Raw genomic sequence first — 16,989 nt, forward strand, 5'->3', positions numbered from 1 at the left:
CGCAGCGGCGGGGTGAAGCGCTACCTGCTGGCCAAGCGCGCCTGGATCGCCGCCCATCGCCAGCGCGTGCGCCACAACCTGGTGCTGCCCGGCCGCGAGGACGCCCACGACGGGCAGGGCCTGTGGTCGATCTACACCGCCCCGCTGCCGTTCGGGAAAGGCTACCGCTGGCCCGTCAGCAAGACCGCCTGGATGGACCGGCTGATCCGCCGCCGCCCCACGCTGATCGAGGCGGGCGACCCCTACACCCCGGGTCTCGCGGCCCTGCGCGCCGGCGAGGCGCTGGGCGTGCCGGTGGTCGGCTTCTGCCACACCGACCTGCCGGCCCTGGCCGCGCTGCACCTGGGCGAGTGGGCCGAGGTGCCGGTGCGCCGGCGCTGGGCCAGGATCTACAACCAGTTCGACACCGTGCTGGCGCCCAGCCGGTTCGTCGCCGCGCGGCTGCACGAGGCGGGCGTGACCAAGGCGCAGGCGCTGACCTTGGGCGTCGACGTGGGCGTGTTCCGCCCCGACCTGGGCGACCGGGCGGCGCTCCGGGCCCGGCTAGGCTTGCCGGCCGACCATCGCCTGCTGGTGTTCGCCGGCCGCCCCGCCCGGGAGAAGCGGATCGACGTGATGGTCGAGGCGGTAGAGCGGCTGGATCCGGGGACCACCCTGCTGCTGGTGGGCGCGGGCGATGCGGCCCCGCCGTCCGACCGGGTGATCGGGCTCCCCTACATGCAGGACTCGACCTCGCTGGCCCGGCTGCTGGCCAGCTGCGACGGCTTCCTGCACGCCAACCCGGACGAGCCGCTGGGCCTGATCGTGCTGGAAGCGCTGGCCTGCGGCCTGCCGGTGGTGGGCGTGGAGTCCGGCGGCGTGGCCGAAACGGTGGACGCCGAGGTCGGCCAGCTGGCCCAGACCTCCGACCCCGCCGCCCTGGCCGACGCCATCGACGCGCTGTTCGCCCGCGACCTTCACGAGCTCTCCCGCCGCGCCCGCGCGCGGGCCGTCGCCCGCCACAGCTGGGACGCCGTGTTCGAAAACCTGATGGCGGTCTACGCCTCCCTCACGGGCGATGCGAACTTCGTCGATCCCGCCTTGGTGCGCGAGATCCACTGAGCTGGGGCTGGCGATCTCAGGCGGCGCCGCTGCCCTTCAGCTAGCAGGGGCCGCCGGCTATCGGACGGCGAAGCTGCGAAGGTCTAGGCCAGAGTGTCGCGGCCCCGATGATGTCTTCGCGCCGCGGGCGGGTCTCCGCTAAGCGTCGAGGTCCAGTTCCCCGTCCAGCGCCCATGCGTAAATTCATCGCCTGCCTCGCCGCCTCAGCAGCCCTTTGCTCCCCCGCCTTTGCGGAGCCGACACCGCCGCCCGCCGACCCCTCGGCCGCCATCACCGAGGAGAAGCTCGCGCTCGCCCGGAGAATGATCGAGCTGGAGCGCGGCGGCCTCGACCAGAAGGCGCTTCTTCACCGGGCGGCCGAAATGGCCGCGACGATCTTCAAGCTGCCTGAGGATCCCGAGCTCCTGACCTCATTCGAACAGGCCTACGCGGAGAGCGAGCGCGAGTTGGAGGCGATGCGCGCCAGGGGCGCCGAAGTTTATGCGAAGAACTACACCGAGCAGGAGTTGAAGGCGGTAGTGGACTACCTGGCCAGCCCGATTGGGCAGGCCATCCATCGCAAGCGCCTGGCCTCGATGCCCTTCCCGCCACGCGACCTGAGCCCCGAGGAGAAAGCGGCCGACGCCGCGTTCAACGAGAGTCCCACTGGCGTCTCGATGAAGGCAAAGAAGGCTCAGGTCGCGACGGAGGTCGCCATGGCCGGCATAGAGATCAATTCCATCATCATCGACCGCGCCATTGAGATCCACTGCCGGCGCACCGGCAGTTGCCCGAAAAAGGAGAGGCCGGCCGGCTAACCTGACGCCGCCTTGGCGAAGGCCTGGGCGAAGCTTAGCGCGTGCCTAGAGGTTCAGCAGGGCCGGATCGCCGCCCTGGGCGGCGATGTTGATGCTAACCGCGCGTTCGAGGCAGTAGCGGGAGAGGGCGTTGGGGCCGCCGGCCTTCGGGCCGGTGCCGGAGAGTCCCTCCCCGCCGAACGGCTGGACGCCGACCACCGCGCCGATGATCGAGCGGTTGACGTAGACGTTGCCCGCCGGGACCAGCCGGCGAACCTCCTCGGCGAAGGCCTCGATCCGCGAGTGGACGCCGAGCGTCAGGCCATAGCCGCTAGCGGCGAGGTCCGCGGCCGCCTCGCGCAGCCGGGCGGGATCGTAGCGGACCACGTGCAGGATCGGCCCGAACACCTCCCGCTCCAGGAAGCGGGCGGAGGGGATCTCGGCCAGCACCGGGCCGAAGAAGGTCCCGCGGTTCGGGGCCGGCAGCCGGCGCACGATTTTGGCCTCGCGCTCCAGCCGCTCCAGGTGGGCGGCGAGACCCGCCCGCGCCTCCTGGTCGATCACCGGTCCCACGTCGGTCGAAGGATCGGCCGGATCGCCGACCACCAGGGCGTCCATGGCCCCGGCGATGCCTTCCACCAGACCGTCGGCGGTGTCGTTGGGCAGGAACAACAGGCGCAGGGCCGAGCAGCGCTGCCCCGCCGAGCCGAAGGCGGACAGGACCACGTCGTCGATCACCTGCTCCTTGAGCGCGGTGGTGTCGACGAACATGCCGTTGAGCCCGCCCGTCTCGGCGATGAACGGGACGATGGGGCCCTTCCGCTCCGCAAGGGTGCGGTTGATCGCCCAGGCGGTGTCCGTGCCGCCGGTGAAGGCGACTCCGTCGCAGTTCGGGTGCGAGACGAGCGCGGCGCCCACCGTCTCGCCGCGGCCGGGAACCAGGGCCAGCAGGTCGGCAGGCAAGCCGGCGGCGTGGAACAGGCGCACCGCCTCGGCGGCGATCAGCGGGGTCTGCTCGGCGGGCTTGGCGAGGACCGCGTTGCCGGCCGCCAGGGCGGCCGCGATCTGGCCGGTGAAGATGGCCAGCGGGAAGTTCCAGGGGCTGATGCAGACGAACACGCCGCGGCCGTGCAGCTCCAGCACGTTGGTTTCGCCGGCCGGCCCCTTCAGCGTCTCCGGGACCATCCGGGTTTCGGCCAAGTGGGCGTAGTAGCGGCAGAAGTCGGCCGCCTCGCGCACTTCGGCGACGGCGTCGGGCAGGGTCTTGCCGGCCTCCCGGACGCACAGCGCGATCAGCCGCTCACGCTCGGCCTCCAGGGCCTCGCCCATCGCCCGCAGCACCTTGGCCCGGGCGGGGCCCCCTGCGGCGTCCCAGGCGGGCTGTGCGGCGCGGGCGCGTTGGAAGGCCGCCTCGATCTCCGGCCGCACGGCCTCGGACGCCTTGCCGACCACCAGGTCCGGGTCGGCGGGGCTGGTCATTGGCGGGGCGTTGCAGCCGACGATGGGCCGCCCGCCCACGATCGCCCCGGCCTCCACCGGCTTCGAGGAGGCGACCGCGGCGGTCAGCCGGGCCCGCTCCTCGGCGATGGTCAGGTCCACGCCCTGCGAGTTGCGCCGCTCGCGCCCGTAGAGGTCCACCGGCCTGGGGATCTTCGGGTGTGGCCGGGGGGCGGCCTCCACCGCGGCGACCGGATCGGCCACGACCTTGGCCGCGGGCACGTTCTCGTCCAGCAGGGCGTGGACGAAGGAGGTGTTGGCCCCGTTCTCCAGCAGGCGCCGGACCAGATAGGGCAGCAGGTCCTCATGCCCGCCCACCGGCGCGTAGGCCCGCAGGGTGACGCCGCCCCAGTGCTCGGCGGCGGCGCGGTAGAGGGCCTCGCCCATGCCGTGCAGGCGCTGGAATTCGACTTTCACGCTGGCGGCGTCCGCCATCCGCTTCACGGCCGCCAGGGTGTGGGCGTTGTGGGTGGCGAACTGGCCGTAGAGGTTCGGGGAGGCGGCGATCAGCGCCTTGGCGCAGGCCAGGTAGGAGAGGTCCGTCGCCGGCTTGGTGGTGAACACTGGATAGTCCTCGCGCCCGTTCACCTGCGCCCGCTTGATCTCGGAATCCCAGTAGGCGCCCTTCACCAGCCGCACCATCAGCCGCCGACCGCTGGACCGGGCGAGGTCGGCGACCGCGCCGATCACGTGCACGCCGCGCTTCTGGTAGGCCTGCACCGCCAGCCCAAGGCCCCGCCAGTCGCCGAGCTCCGGCTCGCGGGCCAGGCGGTCGAGCAGCTTCAGCGAGAGGACCAGCCGGTCGGCCTCCTCGGCGTCGATGGTGAAGTTGATGTCGGCGCGGGCCGCGATCAGGGCCAGCCGCTTCAAGCGCGGATAGAGCTCGTCCCACACCCGGGCCTCCTGCACCGCCTCGTAGCGAGGCGACAGGGCCGAAAGCTTGACCGAGACGCCGTGGCCGACCTCGGGCCCGTGGCCGTTCGCCTGCGCGCCGACGGTCTCGATGGCGGCGGCGTAGGCGGCCTCGTAGCGGGCGGCGTCGGCGGCGGTGCGGGCGCCTTCGCCGAGCATGTCGAAGGAGCAGAGATAGCCTTCCTTCGCCGCCCGCTGCAGCGCCGCCTCGATGGTGCGGCCCAGCACGAACTGCTCGCCCATGATGCGGATCGCCTGGGCGACGGCGGCGCGGATCACCGGCTCGCCCACCCGGCCGGCCAGCCGCTTAAGGAACCCCGGCAGGTCGCGCTTGGCCTCCTCGTCGACATCGACCAGCTTGCCCGTCAGCATCAGGCCCCAGGTGGAGGCGTTGACGAACAGACTGTCGGAGCGGCCGAGGTGGCTGGCCCAATCGGCGCCGCCGATCTTCTCGGAAATCAGCCGGTCGCGGGTGGCCTCGTCCGGCGTGCGCAGCAGCGCTTCGGCCAGGCACATCAGCGCCAGGCCCTCACGAGTGCCGAGGCTGAACTCCTGCAGGAAGCTTTCGACCACCCCCTGCTTGCGGGCGCCCTTCCGGGCCGCCTCCACCAGCTGGATCGCCTCGGCCGCCACCGCCGGGCGGTCGGCGGCTCCCAGCGGCTGAGACTTCAGGAGAGCGGCGAGCGCCGCGGCCTCGTCCTGGTGCTTGAAACGGTCGAGGTCATCCCACGACATCGGAAGCTCCTCAGGTCCGCGCTGCGGGGCAATATCTCTCACGTGATCCGTCCCTGTGGGCAAGCTCATGTCCGCTGCGCACCTGATATAGGGAAACTCATGCTGCAGGTCATCCCGCGCCGGCGGGAACCGCGCGCGGGCTGCGGGGTTGCCGGAACAACCGGATCCTTCGGTTGTGGAGCGCTTACGTGACGAGACCGCAAGACACCAAGACGAACGCCGCGGACACCGCGCCCGGCGTAAACGACGGCAAGGTTCGCGGGCGCGGCATGCCCGTCAACTCAAAGCCGGGCGGCCGCGGGCTCGTCGCCCTGATAGTCGGGGTGAGCCTCGCCATTCTGGCGATCGTGTTCATCGCCCGGCCGGACGGGACCGGCGAGAGCAACGTGCAGACGAGCCCCGACGGCGGCGCGATGCCGAACGCACCGGCGCCCCAGACGGACCAAAACGCCGGCAGCTCGCGCTAGCTCAGATCTTCTCGCTGAGCTTGATGGCCGTGCGGCAGCCGGCGCGGATCACAGCGCCGAGCACCGAATAGCCGGGCGCCTCCCGCGCGCCTTCCTCGACGGCGAGTTCGCGGTGGGCGAGTTCCTCGTCCCGGAACTTCGAGAGCTCGGCGGCGAGCTCCGGGTCGCGATTTGAGAGTTCGGCGATCTGGTCGGCGTAGTGCTCCTCGATCACAGTCTCGACGGCCTCGGTGCAGGCGTGGGCGGCCTTTTCGCCGAGCAGGGCCGTGCCGGCGCCGACCGCGAAGCCGGCCAGCCGCCAGACGGGCGCGAGCGCCGTCGGCCGCACGCGGCGCTCGGTCAGGAGGCGGTCGAAGCGGGCCAGGTGCTCGGCCTCGTGGGCCTCCATCTCGGCCAGTTGGCCGGCGATGCGCTCGCGGCCGGTCGCCTCGCCCAGCACGGCGCGCTGGCCGCGGTAGATGTGCACGGCCCCGAGCTCGCCGGCGTGGTCGACGCGCAGGATCTCGGCCATCCGGGCGGCCCAGGCGCCCTGGCCTGGGCGGGGGGGGATCGGCTTGTCGGTCATCGGCGGCTCCACTCCTTGCGCGCGGCGGCGAGGCTCAGGATGGCCAGCGCCAGGGAGGCCAGCGCGTTCCACCCGGCCATCGACAGGCCCAGGAACACCCAGGCGGCCTCGTCGCACGACGGCATCTCGATCGCCTCGCCGGAGAGCAGGGCCCCCATGTCCTCGGCGCTGACGCCGGTGTCGGGGGCGCAGGCCTCAGGGCCGGGCCAGAACTTCCATTCCACCCCGGCGTGGTAGGCCGCGAGGCCGACGCCGGCGAGGAAGACCAGTCCCAGGATCAGGTTCAGCGCGGCCCGCCAGCGGGCGTCCTTCAGCATCAGCCGGGTCAGCACCAGGCCGGCTAGGGCGAGCCCGCCCGCGACCCAGTAGACCTCCCGCTGCTTCAGGCAGAGCACGCAGGGCGCATAGCCCAGGCGCTGGAAGATATGCGCGGCGGCCAGCATCGCCGCCGAGGCGATGAAGGCGAGCAGCGGCCAGCGCGTGAGGACGGGATCCAGCTTGCTCATGCCGTGCGGCGCGCTCCGATGCGCAGGTTCATGCGTTGTGCCTAGCAAGGCTTCCCGGGCTTGTCTTGCCCCGGCCGGGGCTGCTGCATAGTTTCAACTGATACGATCTTCCGCCATCTGGGAGAGACGCCGATGAACGTCCAGGCCCCCGCTCCGGCCCGCGACCTGTTCGACAACCCGCTGGGCACCGACGGCTTCGAGTTCGTCGAGTTCACCTCGCCCGAGCCCGAGCGGCTGAAGCACCTGTTCGAGCTGATGGGCTTCACCGCCACCGGCAGGCACCGGTCCAAGAACGTGCTCCGCTTCCGCCAGGGCGACATCAATTTCATCCTGAACATGGAGCCGTCCGGCCAGGCGGCCGAGTTCCGCAAGGTCCACGGCCCCTCGGCCAACGCCATGGCGTTCCGGGTCAAGGACGCCGCCAGGGCGCTGCGGCTGGCGGTGGAGCGGGGCGCGACCCCGGTGCAGGGGCCGGTCGGGCCCATGGAGCTGAACATTCCCGCCATCGAGGGGATCGGCGGCTCCAACCTCTACCTCGTCGACCGCTACGGGGCGCAGGAGATCTACGACGTCGACTTCCTGCCCATTGAGGGAGCGGAGGCGAAGATGGCCGAGAACTCGGTCGGCCTCGACTACATCGACCACCTGACCCACAACGTGTTCCGCGGAAACATGGCCAAGTGGGCGCAGTTCTACGAGCGCATCTTCGGCTTCCGCGAGATCCGCTACTTCGACATCGAGGGCAAGCAGACGGCGCTGGTCTCCAAGGCGATGACAAGCCCTTGCGGCAAGATCCGCATCCCGCTGAACGAAAGCCAGGACGAGCACTCGCAGATCGAGGAGTTCCTGCGCGACTACCACGGGGAGGGCATCCAGCACGTGGCGCTGGGGACCGGGGACATCTACGGCGCGGTGGAGGCCATGCGGGCCCGCGGGGTGCCGTTCCAGGACACGCCCGACACCTACTACGAGCAGCTGGACGCCCGGGTGCCCGGCCACGGCGAGGACCTGCAGCGGCTGGCGGCCGACCGCATCCTGGTGGACGGGGCCCCGACCGAGGGGCAGGGACTGCTGCTGCAGATCTTCACCGGCAACCTGATCGGCCCGATCTTCTTCGAGCTGATCCAGCGCAAGGGCAACGAGGGCTTCGGGGAGGGCAACTTCAAGGCCTTGTTCGAGTCCATCGAACTGGATCAGATCCGCCGCGGCGTGCTGCCGGCGAAGGATGGCGGATGAAGCGGAAGGCGTGGTGTCTCTTAGCGTTGGGCGTGTTGATGGCGGACGCGGCTGAGGCGGCCCCCAAGTGGGCGTTGGCCATCCACGGCGGCGCCGGCGTCATCGACCGCAACGCCCTCTCGCCCGCGCAGGAGAAGGCCTATCGCGACGGGATGGCCCGGGCCGCCGAGGCCGGCGCCAAGGTGCTGCGGGCGGGCGGATCTTCGCTGGACGCGGTCGAGGCGGCGGTCGTGGAGCTGGAGAACAATCCGCTGTTCAACGCCGGCCGCGGCGCGGTCTTCACCGCCGAGGGCAAGAACGAGCTCGACGCGGCGGTGATGGAGGGGCGCGAGATGAAGGCGGGCGCGGTCGCGGGCGTCGCCCGCACCCGCAACCCCATCCGCCTGGCCCGTCAGGTGATGGAGAACTCGCCGCACGTGATGCTGATCGGGCCGGGCGCCGAGGCCTTCGCCCGCAGCCGCGGCCTGCCGGAGGTCGACCCGGCCTACTTCTACACCCCGCAGCGCTGGCGGGCGCTGGAGCGCGAGCTCGCCAAGCAGAACCTGCCGGTTCCGGCCAAGCCCGCCGGCGCGGTGGAGGAGGACCGCTCCGCCGCCCTGGCGCACGACGAGGGCAAGCGGGGCACCGTCGGGGCCGTGGCCGTCGACATCCGCGGCGACGTGGCGGCGGCGACCTCCACCGGCGGGACCACCGCCAAGCGCTGGGGCCGTGTGGGCGATGCGCCGATCATCGGGGCCGGGACCTACGCCGCCAATGCCTCCTGCGCCGTCTCGGCGACCGGGACGGGCGAGTACTTCATCCGCCTGACCGTAGCGCGCGAGGTCTGCGCGCTCGTCGAGCACAAAGGGCTGAGCCTGCAGGCCGCCGCCGACGAGGTGGTGCAGAAGAAGCTTACCAAAATCGGCGGCGACGGCGGCGTGATCGCGGTGGCGCCCAACCGCGACATCGCCTGGAGCTTCAACACCTCGGGCATGTACCGGGCCCGCATCGCCGACGGCCAGCCGCTGGTCGTCGGCGTCTACAAGGACGATCCCTGATGGCCACGCGCAACTGGATCCCCGTCCGGGGCGCGCAGGGGCGCCGCTCTCGCCAGGCCCACGCGGACCTGCCGGAGGGGACCTTCGAGCGCGAAATCTCCAAGGAAGGCTTCTTCGGCCCGGCGGCCTTCATCTACCACCCGCGCCCGCCGACCGGCTGGACCAGCTTCGAGGGCCCTCTGCGGCCCCGGGCCTTCGACCTCAACCGCCTGAACGAGCCCGCCGCCTCGCCCTGGACCGCGCCGGTGGTGCTGCACAACGCCTCGACCGAAATCCGCTTCTGGAAGCTGGCCGGGGCGATGCCGAACCTCGCCCGCAACGCCGACGGCGACCAGCTGCTGTTCGTGCACCAGGGACGCGGCGACCTCTTCTGCGACTACGGCCGACTGCCATTCGAGGCCGGCGACTACCTCTACCTGCCGCGGGGGACCATGTGGCGCCTGCGGCCCGACGGCCCGGCGGCGCTGCTGACTATCCAGGCCACCAACACCCACTTCGGCCTGCCCGACAAAGGCTTGCTCGGCGGCCACGCCCTCTTTGACCCGGCCATGTTGGAGACGCCCGTCATCGACGAGGGCTTCCAGGCCCACCAGGCGGAGCCCGGCGACTTCCGGGTCGAGATCAAGAAGCGCGGCCAGGTCAGCGTGGTGACCTATCCCTACAACCCGCTGGACGCCGTCGGTTGGCACGGGGAGCTGGCGCCCGTGCGGCTCAACGTTCGCGACATCCGGCCGGTGATGAGCCACCGCTACCACTTGCCGCCGTCGGTCCATTCGACCTTCGTTTCTGACCGGTTCGTCGTCTGCACCTTCACCCCCCGGCCTTTCGAAACCGACCCCGGCGCGCTGAAGGTGCCGTTCTTCCACAACAACGACGACTACGACGAGGTGCTGTTCTACCACGCCGGCGACTTCTTCAGCCGCGACCACATCGAGGCTGGGATGATGACATTCCATCCCTCCGGCTTCACCCACGGCCCGCATCCGAAGGCGCTGAAGAACATGCTCAGCCAGCCCAAGCCGGCGACCGACGAGTACGCGGTGATGATCGACGCGCGCGATCCGCTGGACGTGGGCGAGGCGGCCTCTACGGTGGAGAACCCTGACTATGTGAACAGCTGGAGATCTCCCGGTTGAGCGAGGCCATCGACCTCTCGGAGAAGTTCGCAGCCTTCAGCGAGCACTGGCGCCCGAAGGTCGCCGCCCAGCTCAACGGCCAGGACGTGCGGCTGGTGAAGGTTCAGGGCGTCTTCCCCTGGCACCGGCACGAAGACGCCGAGGAGATGTTCCTCGTCTGGAAGGGACGCTTCCGGGTCGAGTTCCGCGACCGCACCATCGAGCTCGGCCCGGGCCAGATGGTCGTCGTTCCGCGCGGCGTCGAGCACCGCACCGCCGCCGACGCCGAGGCCGAGGTGATCATCTTCGAACCGTCGGAGGTGGTGAACACCGGCGATGCGGCGCCTTCGGAGTTCACCGCCCCTGCGGGCGTTCGCGTGTGACCATGGCCGAGGCGGGCCTGCGCGCGGACCTGGCCAAGGCGGCGCACGAGGAGATCGAGCGCGCCTGCACCCTCGGCTGGCGTCAGCTCTCGGCCTGCACCCCCTGGGGCGACACCTTCGAAGGCTTCACGCCGGCGGGCCGCGAGGTCTGTTTCGAGCGCAACTACCTCTGGGACGACGACCCCGGCGGCGACATCCGCGTGGAGGTCAACGTCTACCAGCCCCGCGGCTTCGAGGAGGGCGTGCGCCTGACGCGCCGGATCGTGCGGGAGCCGCGATGATCTGGAAGCTGCCGGACTGGCTGTCTCCCGGCGGACCCCGCGCCGCCGCCAACGACCAGGTGGAGTGGGAGCCCACCCCCGAGGACATCGAGGAGATGGAGGCGAGGAAGCGCCGCTCCATCGACCGGCTGATCGCCGAGGGCGTGCCCTACATCGAGCACCTGCCGACGATCGAACCGGCGAGCTACACCACGTTGCGCAGCCGGCAGGAGGTGGTCCAGCGGGCCTTCTGCCTCTACGCCGTGACCATCGCGGGGCAGCTGAAGGACCCGTCAAAGGCGCTGATCGAGCTCAAGCGGCGGCGGCTGATGCCGGCGTTGACCCCGCGCGAGCGGGGCTTCCTGCAGAGGCCTCTGCGGGAGGGTGATTGCGTGCGGATGGGGTGGCGGATCGAGGCTGCCGCGCCGCTGATGTGGCACCTCGGCCGAGTCCGTGAGCTCCCGCGCCCCGACGCGCCCATCGGGGCCGGTACGCCCATCTACTTTCTGGACCAGTTGCGCCCGGAGGAGGTTCTGGAGCCTCTCGGCGAGAGACCGATAGCCGAGGTGCTCGACGAGGCGGACCTGATCTACCGCTACCACTGGGCAGCTCGTGACGCGATGTTGAACGGACGACCTGCTCCCGCCGGTCTCAACCTCGACGTCATCCAGGAGCGTCACCACGCGCTCAACTGGCTCATCAACTACAACGACGGCGCGGAGTGGGACGATGTCACGACGGACACCTGACGCATGAAGCTCGCTTCGCTGAAGAACGGCCGGGACGGCCACCTGGTGGTGGTCTCGCGGGACCTGGCCTGGTTCACCGACGCCGACGCGATCGCGCCGACGCTGCAGGCCGCTCTCGACGACTGGGAGAACTGCGAGCCGATGCTCCGGGGCCTGGCGCAGAGCCTGGAGCACGGCGCGGTGCCGCGCGACCGCTTCCACGAGCACGAGGCGGCGAGCCCGTTGCCGAGGGCCTACCAGTGGGCCGACGGCTCGGCTTATGTGAACCATGTCGCCCTGGTGCGGCAGGCAAGAGCCGCCGACATGCCCGAGAGCTTCTGGACCGATCCGCTGATCTACCAGGGCGGCTCCGACGGCTTCCTGGGGCCACGCGACCCCATCCCGCTGGTGGACGAGGCCTGGGGCCTCGACTTCGAAGGCGAGGTGGCGGTGGTCACCGGCGACGTGCCGATGGGGGCGAGCCGCGAGCAGGCGCTGGCTGCGATCCGGCTGGTGATGCTGTGCAACGACGTCTCCCTGCGCAACCTGATCCCCGGTGAGATCGCCAAGGGGTTCGGCTTCTTCCAGTCCAAGCCGGCGTCCGCCTTCTCGCCGGTGGCGGTGACCCCGGACGAGCTGGGCGCGGCCTGGCGGGACGGCAAGCTGCACCGGCCGATGGAGGTGGAGCTGAACGGGGCGCCGTTCGGCCGGGCTGACGCCGGCGTCGACATGACCTTCGACTTCGGCACGCTGATCGCCCACGCCGCCAAGACCCGCAGCCTTTGCGCCGGCTCCATCATCGGCTCAGGCACGGTGTCGAACCGCGGTCCGGACGGCGGTCCAGGAAAACCTGTCGCCGAGGGCGGCGTCGGCTATTCCTGCATCGCTGAGGTGCGGACCGTCGAGATGCTCGCCCACGGGGCGCCCAGGACGCCGTTCCTGAAGCGCGGCGACGTGGTGCGGATTGAGATGCGGGACGAGCGCCGCCACACCCTGTTCGGAGCGATAGAACAGGAGGTGACGTGAACGCCCAGCCCAGCCGCCAGACCGCGCCCGCGCGCCAGCCGGCCCAGAGCGCCGGCGCGCTGCTCCGCCTCGCCGACTATCTGCCCTACCGACTGTCGACGGCCTCAAACGCCGTCAGCCGGCTGATCGCCCGCGCCTACGAGGACCGCTTCGGCCTGGCGATCCCCGAATGGCGACTGATCTGCGTGCTGGCCGAGGAGGGGGAGGCGACCCAGGCCGGGCTCGTGGTCCGCAGCGGCATGGACAAGGTCACCGTCTCGCGCGCCGCAGCCGGACTTGCCCGCCGCCGGCTGGTCGAGCGGCGCCGCAACCCGGCCGACGGTCGCTCTCAGGTGCTGGCGCTCTCCGCGGCGGGGGCCTCGCTGCACGCCGAGGTCGCCCCCCTCGCGCTGGCCTACGAGGCGGCGCTGATCTCGGGACTGGCTCCCGACGAGGTCGCCCAGCTCAAACGCCTGCTCGCCCGCCTGCAGTCCGCCGCCGCCGCTTTAGCCGGCGAGCCCGCCCCGGCGCGTTGACCGCGCCCCGCGCTCCGCTAGATTGCCCGCCCCGCTGGGCCCCAGTGGCGAAATGGTAGACGCGGCAGACTCAAAATCTGCTTTCCGCGAGGGAGTGCTGGTTCGAGTCCGGCCTGGGGCACCAATAGTTAGGCGGAATTCGCTGCCGCCATCGGTCACCGCTTAGGTTGCCAACATAAAATAAGCAATAAACGGTCGCTCGTTCCCTAGTCGGCCGGTTTCCAGCATCCCACTGTTCGCGACTTCGCTCGGCGGCTCAATCTGCTGGCCCGACACTATCCGGGTATCCTGCGGCTGACGCCTCGCTCACCCCCCCTTGTTTCCAAACCGGGGGCTTCAGAGCTCACGAGTACGCCGATCGAGGTGGGTAGGGCCGACGTTCGCGGGTCAAAACTGCTCCCGAGTAGACGAAAGCTAGCTCTTGAGTGCGGCGTTGATGAGAAGGAAATATCCTGAAAAACTTCCCAAAACCAGACAGTTACGATGCCGGAAGGGCTTCCTTAGCTCCCCGTCCGTAAGTCGCGCAGACCAAGTTCGGTTGCGCCGCCTATCAGCCGTACCGCGGAGATATGCGTCTGTATCGACAATTGCACAGCTGCTTAGGCCGAATGCAAAGCTAGGCCTTTAGACGTTTGAAAAGCGATCGAAGCTACCTATATTTGGGTGCTCGATTTGGGAACGAACGAAGAACGCGAGAGGAGGTGAAAATGGGACGGCCGCTCAGTCCCCTAACCGCCGCTCGCTACATGTGCGAGCGAAGCGATTGGACCCTCACCAATCTGGAGCTCCAGAAGATGCTGTACCTGGCCCAGATGATCTACATGGGCCAACACGGTGGTGACCGCCTGCTAGCTGGCACGTTCGAGGCGTGGGATTACGGGCCAGTGCTCCCGAGCGTTTATCGTGAGGCAAAGACATACGGCAGCGGACCTATCCGATACATCTCCGCGGGAGCCCGGATTGATGATCCGGAACGGCAGAAAATGCTCGACGAGGCGCACGATCAACTTTCGCGCGCGAGCGCAGGTCAGCTAGTGTCGATCACGCATTGGAAGGACGGCGCGTGGGCCAAGAACTATGTGCCTGGGGCACGAGGTGTGGTGATACCCGACCGTGACATCCTCGAAGAATACCGCAGACGAGCCGAGCGCAATCGAGACTGACTTTCTCAACCTTGAGGGCGACGACCCGAAGGCCAATAAGAAGGACGCCGCCTTAGAGGCGCTGCAGGAGCAACTTGAGGGTGAGAAGGACGCCCGAAGCGAGGAGCGCTTCGTCTGGATCGTATTGATGGTGATCCTGTTGGATATCATCTGGTTTCGAGACTCTGAGAACCCAACCCTGCCGGTAGTCGTCCTTGTCTTGGAGTTGGTTGCGCTCATGGTTCTGGCGCGGCGAATGGGGGTGGATGATTACGTCACCCTTGTAGGGCGGATCCTTGCTCAAATCGGGAACAAGGGAGGTGGGTAGGCGGAAGCTCCCGCGCGCTCAACCACTCGACTGGGTGGCGCTGATCGCGCTTGTCGGTCTCGGGTGTGCAGCCGCTCTGAGCGGCCCGCTCATGAACCTTCGAGATTCCGACAAAGACAATGAGAAGGAGACCGAAGGGAACGATCGACCTTTCGTCGTGATCCTTCCTCCGACAGAGCCTCCCCGGGAGCAGGAACCAACGCCGCGAGCCCCGCCGGCTCAGCTGTTTACGCTTTAGCAGCCCTACGACCCAAGGTCCCACCTCCATGCCGTTGGAGCCCGTCCGCTCCAGCTATAGGCTCAACTCCAGTCGAATCGAGAGTGTGGGGGCGGCGTGACTAAGGGTGCGGATCCTACGAAGCGTCGGCGGCAGCTGATCGAGCAGATCACTACGAATCAGCTTGTAGCCAAAGACAAGCTCTCCGAAGCGCAATCTTATCCTCCGCTTCGTGAGTTGCTAATTCGGCCAGATCTGGGGATCGCCATACCCCAAGCATCTGTCGTGGTCGATGCGGCCGTACCTTCCGGTCGCGAGCGACCGGATATTCAGATTTGGCTCGACGGCGTTCCAACCGAACTGCGGAACGAGCACGAGCATCTCTATGGCATCATCGAGGTGAAATCCGGAACGAAAGTTCAGGATGGCGGTATGTCCTTCGCAAAGGCGGAAATCGACGCCTATAGGTACCGTCAGCTCGTTTGCTTCTGGCTCGTGGATGCTGTTTGCGTCCACAGATACGACCTTAGCTATGGCTCCGCGCTTCCGACTCCGCTCCGCTGGGAGTGGTCGGAACTGTACGACGAAGACAACTTCCGCAACTGCTTTTCCCCTCTCCTCGAAGGAAAGCCGACACTTCGGCGTAGGCTGGAAGAATTCTCGCGATCCGCCGTCTTGGAAAAGGATGGTGTGAATGCCGCCAATCGAAGGCAGTTCGTAAACTCAATAGTGACTGTCGCAAGAATTCTCAGTGTCGCAGTATCTGCGCTGGTCCACAGCCGTTTGACTGCAGATCTTCGACTTGCGAACGAGCGTATCCAATTGCTTGCAGACGAGTATGGTGAGGCCATTTTTGACTGGGATGCGGAGGAGTATATCCGCTTCGGGAGTGAGCCCGATCCAACTGATTTTGAGGCACATCATTCGTATAATCAAAAATACACCGAACTGCTTTCTGACCTAGAGCCATACGAGTACGCCCTGAGGGCAGAACACGATCAGCTAAGGCGCTATGCCCACCGATCTGGATTGAACCCCAGCAAGGTATCATTCTTGAAAAATGAGGACGAGGCATCGTCGGCTAAGGAGTCATTTGTCCAAGAGACGTCGACCCTACTCTTCTCTAGACTAATGATGATCAGGTTCTCGGAGGATCATAATCTTCTTGAGAGATACATCTCGAATGGGGGTCTGCGTGCATTCGCAAACTATGCCTCCCACTTCAGAAAGCCCTACCAGAAGTTAGTTCGAGAAGCATACGAGAATGCTCGTCCTCTCTATAGGCATCTCTTCGAGCCGAAGCCGCTTGACTGGATTATTGAGCGCGACGATCCGCAATTCGGAACTGAGCTACTCCACGCGATGTGGATTCTGGCCCGCTGGAACTTCACGACGGTACGCGGTGATCTCCTATCCGGCATCTACGACAAACATCTCGATGATAGGCAGAGGAAGAGGCTGGGAGAAGTATACACAAGACCAGAGCTGGCAAGATATGTACTGGAGGCGTGCGGATGGGATGGTACTCAGAGAATTATAGATCCGGCATGTGGATCTGGCACCTTCCTCGTTGAGGCGTTAGACGCTGTCCGCCAGCGTAATGAGGAGCTCGGGCTCAGCTTCGACGGGGATCACGCGCTCAATTTATTGTCTCAGTTACATGGACTGGATATTAACGAGTTTTCGGCAACTCTAGCGAAGATCCAGCTGCTTTGGCACATCTTGGCTGTGGTCACCGAGCGACCCGAGGACACCATAGCTGCTGCGATTCAAGCGCTGCGCATTGAGGGCGGCAATGACTCTCTGGATCCCTGGGGGCTTGCGATGGCCGATGATGCCCCGCTGCTCGGGCAAGATGGACGCGTCAACGTTGAGCGCGCTGCTGCCCTCGGGGCGAAGGCTCGTAAGCTCAAGGCAAGCGATCGTCGTTTCCGGGACATCTCGTCTTCCCGTGAAGCTTTCGACATCGTCGTGGGAAATCCACCATACGTTAGAGCACACAGGTACGCCGCGTCTGAAGAGCTGAAGCAGGCTTACAGGGAGGTGCTCTCTAAGCAGACCGACCTGTCGGCACTCTTTGTGTACCGTGCGCTCCGCTGGTGGGTGAAGCCAGGTGGTAGAATGGCATTCTTCCTACCTCTGTCGCTTACTGAGGCTGCCTATGCGGACAAGTTGCGACGTGTTGTAGAAGAGTACACCATCCTGGAGATAATCGACTTAGAGTTGTTAGGCAATGCAGCCTTCCATGGTGCGAACATCGTGACAATGGTTCTCATCGTCGAGAAGAAGGAGCCGACGCCCCAGGACAAGATAAAGATCACTACGTTCGGCTCTGCATGCCTTGATCCGGCGACGAATGTCATCGATCCGAAACGTGCGACGTCAATCGTTCTTCTGAGACACGAAGCGATGCTCCGCCGCTATCTGCCCGGCACCGGGACGA

Annotated in this window: 17 protein-coding genes and 1 tRNA gene; 15 read left to right on the top strand and 3 right to left on the bottom strand. The window is 67.5% G+C overall.

Going from position 1 to position 16,989, the window contains the following annotated elements; genetic code table 11:
• A partial coding sequence (locus tag VHK87_RS03465) for a glycosyltransferase (RefSeq protein ID WP_329633503.1) occupies positions 1-1,101 on the top strand: 1,101 nt, incomplete at its 5' end.
• A gap of 302 nt (positions 1,102-1,403) precedes the next feature.
• Entirely contained in the window at positions 1,404-1,898 is a 495-nt protein-coding gene (locus tag VHK87_RS03470; protein ID WP_329633504.1) for a DUF2059 domain-containing protein, read from the top strand.
• Positions 1,899-1,943: 45 nt separating this feature from the next.
• On the opposite strand, the gene putA is transcribed toward VHK87_RS03470, so the two are convergent.
• Positions 1,944-5,021, bottom strand: a complete 3,078-nt coding sequence (putA, locus tag VHK87_RS03475; RefSeq protein WP_329633505.1) for a bifunctional proline dehydrogenase/L-glutamate gamma-semialdehyde dehydrogenase PutA — start codon at positions 5,019-5,021, stop codon at positions 1,944-1,946.
• 188 nt (positions 5,022-5,209) lie between these two features.
• On the opposite strand from putA, the gene VHK87_RS03480 reads away from it, so the two are divergent.
• The gene (locus VHK87_RS03480) at positions 5,210-5,488 is read left to right on the top strand and encodes a hypothetical protein (protein ID WP_329633506.1); all 279 of its coding nucleotides are present in this window, start codon (positions 5,210-5,212) and stop codon (positions 5,486-5,488) included.
• 1 nt (position 5,489) lies between these two features.
• Here VHK87_RS03480 and VHK87_RS03485 read toward each other — a convergent pair whose 3' ends face one another.
• Together VHK87_RS03485 and VHK87_RS03490 are read right to left on the bottom strand one after the other, a co-directional pair.
• Entirely contained in the window at positions 5,490-6,053 is a 564-nt protein-coding gene (locus VHK87_RS03485) for a demethoxyubiquinone hydroxylase family protein (RefSeq protein WP_329633507.1), read from the bottom strand.
• Entirely contained in the window at positions 6,050-6,559 is a 510-nt protein-coding gene (locus tag VHK87_RS03490) for a disulfide bond formation protein B (RefSeq protein ID WP_329633508.1), read from the bottom strand. The genes VHK87_RS03485 and VHK87_RS03490 overlap by 4 nt, the downstream gene beginning before the upstream one ends.
• 132 nt (positions 6,560-6,691) lie before the next feature.
• Between VHK87_RS03490 and hppD the strand changes: the two genes are divergently transcribed.
• The 12 genes from hppD to VHK87_RS03550 all read left to right on the top strand — a co-directional run.
• Positions 6,692-7,795, top strand: a complete 1,104-nt coding sequence (gene hppD, locus VHK87_RS03495) for a 4-hydroxyphenylpyruvate dioxygenase (protein WP_329633509.1) — start codon at positions 6,692-6,694, stop codon at positions 7,793-7,795.
• 38 nt (positions 7,796-7,833) lie between these two features.
• Positions 7,834-8,832: an isoaspartyl peptidase/L-asparaginase gene (locus VHK87_RS03500; RefSeq protein WP_329633510.1), complete on the top strand. Its 999-nt coding sequence runs from the start codon at positions 7,834-7,836 to the stop codon at positions 8,830-8,832.
• Positions 8,832-9,968: a homogentisate 1,2-dioxygenase gene (locus tag VHK87_RS03505; RefSeq protein ID WP_329633511.1), complete on the top strand. Its 1,137-nt coding sequence runs from the start codon at positions 8,832-8,834 to the stop codon at positions 9,966-9,968. The genes VHK87_RS03500 and VHK87_RS03505 overlap by 1 nt, the downstream gene beginning before the upstream one ends.
• Positions 9,965-10,330 (top strand): cupin domain-containing protein, encoded by a 366-nt coding sequence (locus VHK87_RS03510; protein ID WP_329633512.1) that lies wholly within the window; start codon positions 9,965-9,967, stop codon positions 10,328-10,330. Before VHK87_RS03505 ends, VHK87_RS03510 begins: the two co-directional genes overlap by 4 nt.
• Positions 10,331-10,332: 2 nt before the next feature.
• Entirely contained in the window at positions 10,333-10,611 is a 279-nt protein-coding gene (locus VHK87_RS03515; RefSeq protein ID WP_329633518.1) for a hypothetical protein, read from the top strand.
• The gene (locus VHK87_RS03520; RefSeq protein ID WP_329633513.1) at positions 10,608-11,339 is read left to right on the top strand and encodes a DUF4272 domain-containing protein; all 732 of its coding nucleotides are present in this window, start codon (positions 10,608-10,610) and stop codon (positions 11,337-11,339) included. Before VHK87_RS03515 ends, VHK87_RS03520 begins: the two co-directional genes overlap by 4 nt.
• A 3-nt stretch (positions 11,340-11,342) precedes the next feature.
• Positions 11,343-12,344 carry a fumarylacetoacetate hydrolase family protein gene (locus tag VHK87_RS03525; RefSeq protein ID WP_329633514.1) on the top strand — a complete coding sequence of 334 codons (1,002 nt, stop codon included), beginning with the start codon at positions 11,343-11,345 and terminating at the stop codon, positions 12,342-12,344.
• The gene (locus VHK87_RS03530; protein ID WP_414694101.1) at positions 12,341-12,859 is read left to right on the top strand and encodes a MarR family winged helix-turn-helix transcriptional regulator; all 519 of its coding nucleotides are present in this window, start codon (positions 12,341-12,343) and stop codon (positions 12,857-12,859) included. Before VHK87_RS03525 ends, VHK87_RS03530 begins: the two co-directional genes overlap by 4 nt.
• A gap of 38 nt (positions 12,860-12,897) precedes the next feature.
• Positions 12,898-12,983 (top strand) — tRNA-Leu (locus VHK87_RS03535).
• A 583-nt stretch (positions 12,984-13,566) separates the two neighbouring features.
• Positions 13,567-14,022, top strand: coding sequence for a Panacea domain-containing protein (locus VHK87_RS03540; RefSeq protein ID WP_329633515.1), 456 nt, complete (start codon positions 13,567-13,569; stop codon positions 14,020-14,022).
• Positions 13,973-14,329, top strand: a complete 357-nt coding sequence (locus VHK87_RS03545) for a hypothetical protein (protein ID WP_329633516.1) — start codon at positions 13,973-13,975, stop codon at positions 14,327-14,329. The genes VHK87_RS03540 and VHK87_RS03545 overlap by 50 nt, the downstream gene beginning before the upstream one ends.
• 502 nt (positions 14,330-14,831) lie before the next feature.
• Positions 14,832-16,989, top strand: a 2,158-nt coding sequence (locus VHK87_RS03550) for an HsdM family class I SAM-dependent methyltransferase (RefSeq protein ID WP_329633517.1), incomplete at its 3' end; no start/stop codon positions are given.

It is taken from the genome of Phenylobacterium sp. (genome assembly GCF_036263695.1).
In the GTDB taxonomy this organism is placed as follows: Bacteria; Pseudomonadota; Alphaproteobacteria; order Caulobacterales; family Caulobacteraceae; genus Phenylobacterium.